Source organism: Mesorhizobium koreense (genome assembly GCF_031656215.1).
In the GTDB taxonomy this organism is placed as follows: Bacteria; Pseudomonadota; Alphaproteobacteria; order Rhizobiales; family Rhizobiaceae; genus Mesorhizobium_L; species Mesorhizobium_L koreense.
The window spans coordinates 3,205,339-3,218,458 of record NZ_CP134228.1 but is presented as its reverse complement, the minus strand read 5'-3'; the positions used below and the strand labels follow the sequence as shown (position 1 = coordinate 3,218,458).

The window sequence follows — 13,120 nt, the reverse complement described above, 5'->3', positions numbered from 1 at the left end:
CGACTAGCGATGTGCCGTCAGCCTTACTCCGCCGCCTCTCTCTTCCTCCCCGGCCGACGCTCCATCAGTTCCTTCAAAAACTGCCCCGTATAGCTGCGCTTCTCCGCCATCACGTCCTCGGGCGTGCCGGAGGCGACCAGTTCGCCGCCGCCGTCGCCGCCTTCGGGGCCGAGGTCGAGGATCCAGTCGGCGGTCTTGATGACTTCCAGGTTGTGCTCGATCACGGCGACCGTGTTGCCCTGGTCAACCAGCTCGTGCAGCACTTCGAGAAGCTTGGCCACGTCGTGGAAATGCAGACCGGTGGTCGGCTCGTCGAGGATGTAGAGCGTCTTGCCGGTGGCCTTGCGCGACAGTTCCTTGGCGAGTTTTATCCGCTGCGCCTCGCCGCCCGAAAGCGTCGTCGCCTGCTGGCCGACATGGATGTAGCCGAGGCCGACCTTGGCCAGCGTCTGCATCTTGTCGCGCACCGCCGGCACGGCGGCGAAGAATTCGGCCGCTTCCTCCACCGTCATGTCGAGCACGTCGGCGATCGACTTGCCCTTGAACAGGACCTCCAGCGTCTCGCGGTTGTAGCGCTTGCCGTGGCAGACGTCGCAGGTGACGTAGACGTCGGGCAGGAAGTGCATCTCGATCTTGATGACGCCGTCGCCCTGGCAGGCCTCGCAGCGGCCGCCCTTGACGTTGAAGGAGAAGCGGCCGGGCTGGTAGCCGCGCGCCTTCGCTTCCGGCAGGCCGGCGAACCAGTCGCGGATCGGGGTGAAAGCGCCGGTATAGGTGGCCGGGTTGCTGCGCGGCGTGCGGCCGATGGGCGACTGGTCGATGTCGATCACCTTGTCCAAAAACTCCAGACCCTCGATGCGGTCGTGCTCGGCCGGATGCTCGCGCGAACCCATGATGCGGCGCGAGGCGGCCTTGAACAGCGTCTCGATCAGGAGCGTCGACTTGCCGCCGCCCGAAACGCCGGTGACGCAGGCGAAGGTGCCGAGCGGGATTTCGGCGGTGATGTTCCGCAGATTGTTGCCGCGCGCGCCGACAATCCGGATGCGCTTCTTCTTGAGCGGCCGCCTTTCGGTCGGGATTGGGATCTCGCGCGCGCCGGAAAGATACTGGCCGGTCAGCGAAGCGGGATTGGCCATGATCTCGGCCGGCGTGCCTGCCGCCACCACGCGGCCGCCATGGATGCCGGCGGCCGGGCCGATGTCGAAGACATGGTCGGCGGTCAGGATGGCGTCCTCGTCATGCTCGACCACGATCACCGTGTTGCCGATGTCGCGCAGGTGCTTCAGCGTGTCGAGCAGACGGGCGTTGTCGCGCTGGTGCAGGCCGATGGACGGCTCGTCGAGCACGTAGAGCACGCCGGTCAGGCCGGAGCCGATCTGCGAGGCGAGCCTTATGCGCTGGCTCTCGCCGCCCGACAGCGTGCCGGAATTGCGCGACAGCGTGAGGTAGTCGAGGCCGACATCGTTGAGGAAGCGCAGGCGCTCGCGGATTTCCTTCAGGATGCGCGCGGCGATCTCGTTCTGCTTGGCCGTGAGCTGGCCGGGCAGGTCGGCGAACCAGGCATTCGCCTTGCGGATCGACATGGCGGTGACCTCGCCGATATGCAGGCCGGCGATTTTTACCGCCAGCGCCTCGGGCTTGAGGCGAAAACCGTGGCAGGCGGGGCAGGGCGTCTCCGACATGAAGCGCTCGATCTCCTCGCGCATCCAGGCCGAATCCGTCTCCTTCCAGCGACGTTCGAGATTCGGGATCACGCCCTCGAAGGTCTTGGTCGTCTTGTAGGCGCGCAAGCCGTCATCGTAGTTGAACGACACCTGCCGCTCGCCGGTGCCGTTCAGGATGGCGTCCTTGCCCTCCTGCGGAATGTCCTTCCACTTGTCGCCGATCTTGAAGCCGTAGGCGGCGCCGAGCGCTTCCAGCGTCTGCGTATAGTAGGGCGAAGTCGATTTCGCCCATGGCGCGACGGCGCCGCCCCGCAGCGTCAGGTTCTCGTCCGGAACGATCAGCATCGCGTCGATGGCGCGCTGGCTGCCGAGCCCGTCGCAGGTCGGGCAGGCGCCGGCGGGATTGTTGAAGGAGAAGAGCCGCGGCTCGATCTCGGGGATGGTGAAGCCTGAGACGGGGCAGGCAAATTTCTCCGAGAAGAGAAGCCGCTCATGCGTCTCGTTCTTCGACTTGTTGGCGGCGCCGCCTTCCGCCGTTTCCTCGGGCGGCAGCGGCCTATCGGCCATTTCGGCGATGGCGAGCCCGTCGGCGAGCCTCAGCGCCGTTTCCAGCGAATCCGCCAGGCGTGTGGCGATGTCCGGGCGGACGACGAGCCGGTCGACGACCACGTCGATGTCGTGCTTGTATTTCTTGTCGAGCGCCGGCACGTCGGCGATCTCGTAGAAGGTGCCGTCGACCTTGACGCGCTGGAAGCCCTTCTTCTGCAGCTCGGCGAGTTCCTTCCTGTATTCGCCCTTGCGGCCGCGGACGATCGGCGCGGTGAGATAAAGCCGCGTGCCTTCCGGCAGCGCTAGCACGCGATCGACCATCTGGCTGACGGTCTGGCTCTCGATCGGCAGGCCGGTTGCCGGCGAATAGGGGATGCCGACGCGGGCGAAGAGAAGCCGCATATAGTCGTAGATCTCGGTGACCGTGCCGACGGTCGAGCGCGGATTGCGCGAGGTCGTCTTCTGCTCGATGGAGATGGCCGGCGAGAGACCGTCGATCTGGTCGACGTCCGGCTTCTGCATCATCTCGAGGAACTGCCGCGCATAGGCCGACAGGCTCTCGACATAGCGGCGCTGGCCCTCGGCATAGATCGTGTCGAAGGCGAGCGAGGATTTGCCCGAGCCCGACAGGCCGGTCATCACGGTCAGGCTGTCGCGGGGGATGTCGAGATCGACGTTTTTCAGATTGTGCTCGCGGGCGCCGCGAACCGAAATCATCTTATGCTCGGCCATGCTGCCGCTTTCTCGTCCGGGATGTCGGGATGGCCGGGTGGGAAGCCGGCCAGTCCTCATGTAGGTATTTTTGCTGCCGCGTCGAGCCGCGCGCCACGCTCCTGCCAAGGTTTATCCCCTTTGCGCGGGAAGGGGCAAGCGCGAAGAACAAAGGCCGAACGGGCTGCTGACACCATTATGGCAGGAGCTTTAAGACCGCAAGCCTGATCACATTCGCTGTAATATTAGCCGAAGAGTTTGACGAAGCGGGTGATCGGCACCAGAATAAGGGTGTCTCGATTGATGCGGTTCGCCGTCATCCGGACCTTGCGAGGCGCCGCAAGCCGCGTGGACCGGGCATCGATGGACGTTGACGCAACGGACAGAGGAGCGAGGCATGAATCCACCGGACAGTCTCCTTCGGCTCTGCCGAAGCGCAGAGCCGCGGCAGGCTTAGGCCGCGCCCCAAGGGTAAAGCCGAGGGCGTTGAGTCGGCTGTCGATATCCCCCACATCGTAGAGACTATTGGTCGGATCGGCGGCTGAACACCGCGACGCATCCGAGAGTTAACACCGGCAGGATGGCCGGCGAATGATGGTCAAACCACAAGAGCCCCGCGCGACCGGGTGAAACCGGCGGCGGGGCCGAGTTTTTGTAGACCGAAGCTGCGGCAGGTTTGGCTGTGCGTCCTTCGAGGCTCGCTTCGCTCGCACCTCAGGATGAGAGAGGATGGTGGTCTTCATCCCCAATTCTGAAACACCCCATCCGGCATATTGAAACTCGGGCAATCTAGTGGGACTTAGCGGACCTCAGAAATTGGTGCTGGAGCGTCAGCACTATCCTCCCTCATCCTGAGGTGCGAGCGAAGCGAGCCTCGAAGGACGCACGGTAGCTCCCATAAATCCATTGCCGCAGTTCACGCCGCGAGGTTGTCATCCCTCGTGTCGTAGACATGGTCGACCAGGCCCCACGCCTTCGCTTCTTCGGCGGTCATGAAGTAGTCCCGGTCGAGCGTTCGTTCGACTTCCTCGACGCTGCGCCCGCAATGCTTCGCATAGAGCGCAATCATCCGCTTCTTGGTCTTAACGATGTCCTCGGCATGGCGTTCGATATCGGACGCCTGGCCCTGGAAGCCACCGAGCGGCTGGTGGACGACGACGCTGGAATTGGGCAGCGCGATGCGGCGGCCGGGCGTTCCCGCCATCAGCAGGAAAGACGCCATCGAGCGCGCCGTTCCGATGCAGACGGTCGAGACCGGGCATTTGATGTAGCGCATCGTGTCGTAGATGGCGAAGCCGCTGGTGACCATGCCGCCGGGCGAGTTGATGTAGAGGGCCACTTCCTTGTTCGGATTGTCCGACTCCAATGACAGCAACTGGGCGCAGACCAGCGCCGCCATATCGTCCTCGATCGGGCCGTTGACGAAGATGATGCGCTCGCGCAGCAGCCGGGAAAAGATATCGAAGGCGCGCTCGCCGCGGCTCGACTGCTCGATCACCATCGGCACGAGATTGTTGGACATGGCTCTCTCCTCAGGCCGCAAGCGCCGTCACTGGCGCGTTCGCGGCGATCATCCGCATGCCCGACCGTTCCGCACCGAGCGACATGCGCATGCCGGAGACACCGGCGACACGCAGCGTCGGCAGGGCAGGGCGGGCGAGGCCGCTATGGACGATGGTCAGGCGCGTGCCGCCGGCTTCGGTGCCCGCAAGATGGAAACGCACCAGGCTGTCCGGGCCACCTTCTTCGCGCCAGGAATAGCTGAGTATGTACGGTGGTTTCGCATCGACGATCTCACACTCGATGGCGTGGTCCTCATCCTGCAGGCTGAAGGCGTGGCCTTCTTCCGGCCGGATGTCGTTCGGCGCCAACCAGCGTTCGACGATTTCAGGCACGGTCAGAGCGCGCCACACCTTCTCCGGCGACGCGTCCAGTTCGGTTTCGAAGCGGACCTCGTCTTCACGATCGTTACTATTCATTGGTCCATCTCCTTCAGAACTTCCTTCAGTTTCTCCACGCGTTCGGGCCAGAAAGCCTGGTAGCGCGCGACCCAGTCGATCAGCGGCGCGAGGCCGGCGGGTTCGACCCGATAATAGGAGAACCTGCCCTCCCGGCGTTCGCATACCAGTCCCGCACCGCGCAGCACGGCAAGATGCTGCGATACCGCAGGCTGCGAGACTTCAAGCCCCTTGCGCAGCTCCGATACACTCATCTCGCGATCGGCAAGACGCTGATAGACGGCTCGACGCGTCGGGTCGGCGAGCGCACGAAAGACTTCCGATTCGGCTTCGTTCATGGAAATAAATAAGCATGCGCTTATCAGATAAGCAAGGGCTTATTTGGTGTGCCGGCTTGGCCGAACCCGCAGGTCAAGCTTGCCTGTCAGGCTAAGGAGATCAGCGGGAAAGCTGGATAAGCTCGCCTTTTTCGGCGTAGCTGTCCAAGAGTTGTCGCGATTGGCGGTGCCTTGTTGCCCTCAGAATTTTCCCGCAACCTGTAATTGGATCTGCTCAGGACCAACACCGTCTTGCCCATCGACGGTGAAGCCATAGTCGGCGCCGAAGGTCCATCCCGTACCAATCCGCATATCGGTCCCGAAAGTGATGGTAGCGTAGTCGCGAGCGGTGTCGGCCGTCTTCAGAAGGTAGGACGGGCTGCCGGTGATGTTCGCGTAGGACAGTGCAAGGCTGCTCCCGCTGGCGAAATCGTGCCCGTACTCAAGGCGCAGCTTGGGTGTCATGCTGCCCCAGTCCGTCGGAATCTCATAGGCGAGCCGCAGTCCGACGATGCCGGTCAGCATATCGATGGATTGGCTCCCGTATCGGATTGCCGACCATTCGGTGCTGTCTTCGCTGAAGGCGTCGAGGTTGCTGTGCGAAGCGCTCAGCCGTGCATATGGCGATATGAAAAAGCCGCCCAGCTTCGTCTCGTAGCCCGCCGTCAGCGATCCATAAACCTGCCGTCCGTCACGCGAGCCGTCGAAGATATCGCCGGACGACGAGTCGAAACGCCTGGAGTTGAAGTGAAGCCAGCCATAGCCCGCTACCCCGTCGACAAAGACGCCGTTTGAAGGATGGAAGCTTCCATAGATCGCCGCGCTGTAGGCAAGACCATTTGTGCGCGTTCCATCATCGCTGATGAAGCTCTGATCGTAGCCGATGCCGGCAACAAAGCGATCGCTGAACTTGTAGTCCATTCCGGCGCTGATGCCGAAGGTCGTGAAGTCGAAATTCTTGCTGTCGTCGGTGAAATCGGTCGAGCCGAAATTGACCGAACCCGCCGTCCAGAAGGCGAGAGAGCCGTCCGCATAGGAGAGCAGGCGTCGTTGCTGTGATCGGCCGTCTTTTGATGATGCCCGTTTTTCCTGCCTTTGCCCGTGGACCCGCCAGACAGGCCGCCCTGTGAGGCCCCTTCTTCCGACAAGCCGGGGATCTGGCCGGGGTTCTGATTGAGATCGTCCTGTTCCCGCTGTTCCTGGGTGCTTTGACGATTGTCGCTCAGATTTATCCCCCAACTGTTGGTGAGACATCCGCCATGATGCAGTTGTTCGAGATGACTGTTGAAATTGTCGATCTCCATTTGCGCAAAGCGCTTTGTCGCTTCGACTTCCGCGTTCGCGACACCCGCCACGTCCGGATCCATCGTCGGATCGGGCAATGCGGTAACCGAGAACGTGACCGTCGCCGGAGCCGAGGTCGCGTAGGCGTTCGAGAGCGTGTAGGTCGCAACCGCAGTGCCGGAGAAGGTGGCGGACGGGGTGAATTTGAGTTTGTAATGACCGCTCGCCATCAGCGATGCCATGACCATCCCGCTCGCGTCGGCCGTGTCACCGAGCGTGATGACGGCCGTTCCCGCCGACGAGGGCGAGAGCGAGACCAGGGTCGCCCCGGTGAATGGCCCGCCTGTTGCGGTCGAGGTGAGATCGACAGTGGCGGTTCTGCCAGCGGTTGCCGAAGCGCCAAGCGAGGGGGCGACAATCGCCGGAGCTGAAACCTTGAGGGTATACGCGGCGGTTCCGCTAAAGCCCAGTTGATCGGTTACCGTTACCGTGAAGCTCGCATTGCTTAGCGCCGTCGGCACGCCGCTGATCTGGCCGGTCGAAGAATTGAATGTCAGCCCGGAAGGCAAGGATCCGGCGGTCACCATATAGGTGTAGGGCGCCGTACCATTCGAAGCTGCGATCGTCGTCGAGTAGTTTGAGCCCGCGGTCGCTCCGGGCAGGGAGCCCGCTGCCGGTGCGAAGACAAGAGGCGGCCTTGCCTGCACGGTGATTGTCACGGTGGCGGGAGCCGAAGTGCCGCCCGCATTGGCCGCCGTGTAGGTGAAGCTGTCGCTACCGCCGAAAAAGCTCGCGGCCGGCGTATAGGTCACCGTCGTCCCCGAGACCGCCGTTGTTCCGTGGCTAGGGGCGCTGGCGACCGTGATGGAGGTGACGCCCACGCCGGTGATCGAGCCGGACAGGTCGATGCTCGCCGGAGTGTTGTAAGGCGTCGTGACAGATTTCGCCGCCACGGTCGGTGCTGGCGGGGCGCCAACGGTGACAGTCACTGTGGCAGGCGCCGATGTGCCGCCCGGATTGGTCGCCGTGTAGGTGAAAGTATCGGTGCCGCCATAGAAGGTCGAGGATGGCGTGTAGGTCACTGTCTCGCCGGACACCGAAGCGGTGCCATGTGCCGGCGGCGTGCCGATCGCGACGGAGGTGACATTCACGCCGGTGATCGAGCCCGACAGGTCGATAGTCGCAGCGGTGTTGAAAGGCGTCATCACCGCCTTCGCGGCGGCCGCCGGCGCCGACGGCACGCCGACTGTGATAGTGACGGTGGCGGGGGCCGACGTGCCGCCCGGATTGGTGGCGGTGTAGGTGAAAGTGTCGGTGCCGCCATAGAACGTGGAGGAGGGGGTATAGGTCACCGTCTCGCCCGATACCGTCGCGGTCCCATGGCCGGGGGCGCTGGCGACCACGACAGAGGTGATGTCCACGCCGGTGATCGAGCCCGACAGGTCGATGCTCGCCACGGTATTATAAGGCGTCCCCACCGCTTTCGCAGCGGCCGCCGGCGCCGACGGCGCGCCGACAGTGATAGTGACGGTGGCGGGGGCCGACGTGCCGCCCGGATTGGTCGCGGTGTAGGTGAAAGTGTCGGTGCCGCCATAGAACGTGGAGGAGGGGGTGTAGGCCACCGTCTCGCCCGATACCGTCGCGGTCCCATGGCTGGGCGCGCTGGCGACCGCGACAGAGGAGATGTCCACGCCGGTAATCGAGCCGGACAGGTCGATGCTCGCCACGGTGTTGTAGGGAGCGGTCACGGATTTCGCTGCCGTCGTCGGCGCCGCGGGCGGCGACACTGTGATCGTCACTGTCGCCGGCACGGACGTGCCGCTGGCGTTGGTGGCGGTGTAGGTGAAGCTGTCCGGCCCGAAATAACCGGAGGCCGGTGTATAGGTGATCGAGGTGCCGCTGGCCGTGGCTGTGCCATGGGTGGCCTGTGTACCAACGGCCACCGACGTCGGCGCACCGCCGGCAACGTCAAGTGTGATCGGGTTGTTGGCGCTGTTGTAAGCCACGGTCGCGTTGGCCGGGTTCGCAACTGGCGGCTGGACTTTGATCGTTACTGTCACGTCTGCCGGCGCCGACGAAAACGGTCCTGTGCCAGTCGAGCTGTCAGCCGCCACGACCTTGAAGGCGAATGTCCCGGCCGCGCTCGGAGTACCGCTCAGTGTTCCATTGGCAGTCAGCGTCAGCCCGGCTGGCCAGGTACCGCTAGCAACGGTATAGGTATAGGGTGCCGTGCCGCCGCTCGCTCCCGCGATGGACTGACTGTAAGCGACGTTGACAGTGCCGGCCGGCGGATTGGCGGGCGTGTAGGTGATGGTCGGCGGCGACACCGTGATCGTCACGGTCGCCGGAGCGGACGTACCGCCGGCGTTCGTTGCGGTGTAGGTGAAGCTGTCCGGACCCGCGTAACCGGCGGTCGGCGCATATTTGATCGAGGTGCCGCTGGCCGTGGCTGTGCCATGGGTGGCCTGCGTGCCGACGGCCACCGACGTCGGCGCACCGCCGGTAACGTCAAGTGTGATCGGGTTGTTGGTGCTGCCATAGCCTATGGTCGCGCTGAGGGGATTGGCCACCGGCGCCTGGACGTTGATGGTCACCGTCACATTGGCGGGAGCCGATGAAAACGGACCCGTTCCGGTTGAACTGTCCGTGGCCCTGACCGTGAAGTTGAATGTCCCCGCAGCGGTCGGCGTGCCGCTCAGCGTGCCGTTGGCGGCGAGCGTGACACCAGGCGGATAAGAACCCGAGGCCCGGGCATAGGTATAGGGCGCCGTGCCGCCGCTCGCGCCCGCGATCGACTGGTTGTAAGCGACGCTGACGATACCGGCCGGCGGATTGGCCGGCGTGTAGGTGACGGTCGGCGGCGAAACCGTGATCGTCACCGTGGCGGGCGAGGACGTCCCGACGCTGTTGGTGGCGGTGTAGGTGAAGCTGTCGGGGCCGGCATAGCCGACGGTCGGCGTGTAGGTGATCGAGGTGCCGCTGGCGGTCGCCGTGCCGTGGGTGGCCTGGGTGCCGACGGCCACCGACGTCGGCGTGCCGGTAATGCTCAGTGTGATCGGGTTGTTGGTGCTGTCGTAAGCCACCGTCGCGCTGACCGCATTGGCGACAGGGGGCGGCATGTTCTGCACGGTGATGGATAGATTGTTGGCCGAGAAGAAATGGCTCGGCAGGCTGCTGTCCGTCACGCGTACGGTGAAGTTTGTGGTGCCCGTCGCGGTTGGCGTGCCGCTGATTGTGCCATCGGGCGTCAAGGATAGACCAGGCGGAGGCGTGGTGCCGCTGTCCATCGTATAGGTGTAGGGAGGTGTTCCTCCGGACGCGGTCAGGGTGAAGGAATAGGGGGAATTGACGACCGCATCCGCGGGCGTGTTGGTGACGTTGACGCTAGCTGGCCCGATCGAGATCGAATAGCTCGCCGTACCGGTAGTGCTTGCGTTATCGGTCGCTGTGATCGCGAACGAATAGGTGCCCTGCGTGGTGGGCGTACCGGAAATGGTATTGCCGCTGAGTGTCAGGCCGGGAGGCGGGGAACCACTGCTGACGGAGAAGGTATATGGCGTGGTCCCGCCGGATGCGCTCAAGGTTTGAATGGGATAGGCGACCGCCACGGTGCCCGAAGGCATGGTCGATGGCGAGATGGTGATGGACGAGGTCTTCGCGGCAATGTGCACCGTCACGGTAACGTTGTTGGTGCCCGTGCCGTCGTCGAACGCGAAAGTGTCCGTCGTGGCGCCGTCACCGTTATTGCTATAGCTGATCTGCGAGGCGGCATGGTTGGTGATCGTCGCCGTGCCGTGGCTTGCCGGTGTCGTGATATCCCCAATGCCAAAGCCGGCGACGCCTTGGCACGACGTGGCGTCGATGGCGATCGTGCCGCCGGATACCATCGGGTTGGTCGACGGCGTGGTATTCGCGCCGGGCACGCTCATAGTGGTGCAGGCGGCGTTCGCGGCGCTCGGCAGTAATATCACCAGCGCGAACAACGTGAGGCACAAGCGCAGCGCGCTGATCGCGCTCGTAGGGCGCATCGTTGCAAATCTGTGATGACTGCTCCAAATCGCCCGCGCCATCTGGCGCACAGGCGTCGATGTCACGCCGAGCAATGCCAGAGAATAGCGTTCCACCAGCCGAGATTGGCCGCGTTGATGCGATCGATCCTGAGTCATTGCCCCGCCCTTCCCGCCGCACAGCAGGCGCCGCACTGAGGAAGGCATTGGGCAAGATGTCCGCTGCTGTCTTGGCTACCTCAACATCGTCGGCGCCGCGTCGAAGCGCGGGCCAGCGAGGTTGGTTCCCCCCATGAGACGAGTGGCGGTTGTACACGAACCATTGTTCGATTCAAAGGAATTTGCGCACGTATGCCGATAATATGCAATCGATGAACGCGATGCTTGCAAGGCTGTATCGTGACCGATGCGAGCCTGCGGAATGCCCCCGATTGGGGTAAGATTTCGAGCGACGAGAGGAAGTTCTTTATCGCGGTATCGTTCCTTGGCTTGACTGTCGGGAAGAGGTTTTGTAGAACAAATATAGAACAGAAATGAACTGTGGACGGGCGCGGGCCGTCGCATCGACTCGCCGGCCTGTCGGTGCGAAGAAGGCTCGGTTTCGGACAAGCGTGGAGAAGCGTCATGGCGGGTAGCGTGAACAAGGTCATACTGGTCGGCAATCTGGGCGCCGATCCCGAGATCCGCCGGCTGAATTCCGGCGATCCGGTCGTCAATCTGAGAGTGGCCACGACTGAGACCTGGCGCGACCGGAACAGCGGCGATCGGCAGGAACGTACCGAATGGCACCGGGTCGTCATCTTCAACGACAACCTCGCCAAGGTCGCCGAGCAATACCTCAAGAAGGGCATGAAGGTTTATATCGAAGGCCAGTTGCAGACACGCAAATGGCAGGACCAGTCGGGGCAGGAGCGCTATTCGACCGAAGTGGTGCTGCAGAAGTTCCGCGGCGAGCTTCAGATGCTCGATTCACGGGGCCAGGGCGGCGAGGGACAGGTCGGCTACAGCGGCGGCGGCCAGAACTATGGCGGCGGCGAACAGGGCAGGGGCGGTTCCGATTTCGGCCAGTCCGGTCCAGGTAACCGTGGCAGCGGCGAAGGCGGCGGGTTCTCGCGCGACCTCGACGATGAGATTCCGTTCTGACGAATTGGCAGTGCCGGCGTAAGCCGGGTGCCGTCTCTACTCGGCGGGAGAACCCGTTATTGGGCTCAGTCGGTGCAACAGCTTGTTGAACCGGCTCCATTGTTCCGGGTTTTCCTTGCGCAATGTTGCGCAGGCACGTCCGGCTAGCTTGCAGGCCGCTTCCGGCTCGCCGGCTTCGGCAAGCGCCTTGAGACCTGCTACGAGGATTTCGCACAGTTCGGCTGTCGGGCGCGCGGGACTTTGGACGATGGCGGAGGGGCTATTGTCGGACATGGGGCGCCTCAATCCATGATGCCGAAATGGCCCTTCGCCTCGGGGCTCATCATCTCGGGCGCCCATGGCGGGTCGTAGGTGAGATTGACCTCAACCGCTTCGACACCCTCCACGGACCATGCCGCGTCGTTCGCGCCTTCCTTGAGGTAGTTCGTCGCCGGACAGCCGCGCGTCGTCGTGGTCATGATGATGTCGACGTCATGACCTTCCGTCCTGACGTCGTAGACCAGCCCGAGATCGACGATGTTGTAGCCGAGTTCCGGATCGATGACGAGCCGCAGCGCATCCGTGACTTTTTGCGCCAGCGGGCCCCGGGTCGCCGAAGCGCGGTTGGCCGTGGCCTTTGCCGGTTCCGAAAGAACCGGTGCGCCCGACATGAAATGCTCCATGATCACGCCGAGCAGCGCCGGCTTGAGATGCTGCCAGTCGCCGCCGTCTTTCGTGACGGTGATGTAGTCGAGCCCGAAGGAAAGCGCTGTCACGCCGGGGATTTCGAAGAGATGAGCGGCAAGCGGCGAACGGGCGGCCGCGGCTCCGTCGGCCATATCGAGCGGCCCGTCGGAAAGTACTTCCCTGCCGGGCAGGAATTTCAAGGTGGCCGGATCGGCCGTGGCTTCGGTCTGGATGAACATTTCGGTTCCTTAAGGCATGAGGACGATGGAGCCCGTCAGGCCGCGGCGTCCCGGTGTCCACCGATACGTATTAGGATCTTGTAGGTTGTGCCGTCCGGCTCGAAGGCTCCGCGCCATGCATGGCCGCGTTTCCCCAGTTCCGGCAGAAGGAAGATCGGCTCACGGCAAAGAAGCGCCGACAAAACCTGCCCCTGTTCCATTTTCTCCAGCGCGGCCAGGATGCGGACCATTGGTTCGGGCGGGTCGAGGTCGCGATTGTCCATCTGCTCAACTGGCTCGGGCCATCCCGCCGCGTCCGATGCGGCGGCCACGGCAACCGGTTCGGCGGGCGCCGTGGTGCCCGAGCGCCGGAACAGCACCTCCCAGTCGCCGCCGTCGAGTTCGTTCGCCTCATAGCTGAAGCCCTTGCTGCCGAGGACGTGGAACAGCGGAACGGGCTTGAACGTGGCGTAGAGGCGCAGGCCCTGATCCGGCGCGAGTGTCTGAACGGCCTCCATGATTTTCCCGAAGGGCTCGCCACCCTCGCGAAGGATCGGGCGAACGTCCAGTTCTGCAAAAGTCTCGGTCATGAGGAAATCCTCC

9 protein-coding genes and 1 pseudogene are annotated in these 13,120 nt (G+C 63.6%); 1 reads left to right on the top strand and 9 read right to left on the bottom strand.

Annotated elements, in window-relative coordinates; all coding sequences use genetic code 11:
* Window positions 1–23: 23 nt before the first annotated feature.
* The 6 genes and pseudogenes from uvrA to RBH77_RS15295 all read right to left on the bottom strand — a co-directional run.
* Window positions 24–2,945: an excinuclease ABC subunit UvrA gene (uvrA, locus tag RBH77_RS15320; RefSeq protein WP_311028454.1), complete on the bottom strand. Its 2,922-nt coding sequence runs from the start codon at window positions 2,943–2,945 to the stop codon at window positions 24–26.
* 895 nt (window positions 2,946–3,840) lie between these two features.
* Window positions 3,841–4,446, bottom strand: a complete 606-nt coding sequence (locus tag RBH77_RS15315) for an ATP-dependent Clp protease proteolytic subunit (protein WP_311028453.1) — start codon at window positions 4,444–4,446, stop codon at window positions 3,841–3,843.
* Window positions 4,447–4,456: 10 nt separating this feature from the next.
* Complete coding sequence (locus tag RBH77_RS15310; protein WP_311028452.1) at window positions 4,457–4,903, bottom strand: SRPBCC family protein; 447 nt, start codon at window positions 4,901–4,903, stop codon at window positions 4,457–4,459.
* Entirely contained in the window at window positions 4,900–5,220 is a 321-nt protein-coding gene (locus tag RBH77_RS15305; protein ID WP_311028451.1) for an ArsR/SmtB family transcription factor, read from the bottom strand. The genes RBH77_RS15310 and RBH77_RS15305 overlap by 4 nt, the downstream gene beginning before the upstream one ends.
* Before the next feature lie 180 nt (window positions 5,221–5,400).
* Window positions 5,401–6,453 carry an autotransporter outer membrane beta-barrel domain-containing protein gene (locus RBH77_RS15300; protein ID WP_311028450.1) on the bottom strand — a complete coding sequence of 351 codons (1,053 nt, stop codon included), beginning with the start codon at window positions 6,451–6,453 and terminating at the stop codon, window positions 5,401–5,403.
* 518 nt (window positions 6,454–6,971) lie between these two features.
* Window positions 6,972–10,106: pseudogene (locus RBH77_RS15295) on the bottom strand (beta strand repeat-containing protein); the annotation flags it as partial.
* A 1,008-nt stretch (window positions 10,107–11,114) separates the two neighbouring features.
* On the opposite strand from RBH77_RS15295, the gene RBH77_RS15290 reads away from it, so the two are divergent.
* The gene (locus tag RBH77_RS15290) at window positions 11,115–11,633 is read left to right on the top strand and encodes a single-stranded DNA-binding protein (protein ID WP_311028449.1); all 519 of its coding nucleotides are present in this window, start codon (window positions 11,115–11,117) and stop codon (window positions 11,631–11,633) included.
* Window positions 11,634–11,669: 36 nt separating this feature from the next.
* On the opposite strand, the gene RBH77_RS15285 is transcribed toward RBH77_RS15290, so the two are convergent.
* Genes RBH77_RS15285 through RBH77_RS15275 form a run of 3 tightly spaced genes read right to left on the bottom strand, consistent with a single transcriptional unit; the run spans window position 11,670 to window position 13,107 of the window.
* A complete protein-coding gene (locus RBH77_RS15285; protein ID WP_311028448.1) occupies window positions 11,670–11,906 on the bottom strand; it encodes a hypothetical protein in 237 nt (78 codons plus the stop codon).
* A gap of 8 nt (window positions 11,907–11,914) precedes the next feature.
* Entirely contained in the window at window positions 11,915–12,538 is a 624-nt protein-coding gene (locus tag RBH77_RS15280; RefSeq protein ID WP_311028447.1) for a NifU N-terminal domain-containing protein, read from the bottom strand.
* A gap of 35 nt (window positions 12,539–12,573) precedes the next feature.
* Window positions 12,574–13,107 carry a DUF2249 domain-containing protein gene (locus RBH77_RS15275; RefSeq protein WP_311028446.1) on the bottom strand — a complete coding sequence of 178 codons (534 nt, stop codon included), beginning with the start codon at window positions 13,105–13,107 and terminating at the stop codon, window positions 12,574–12,576.
* Window positions 13,108–13,120 lie beyond the last annotated feature (13 nt).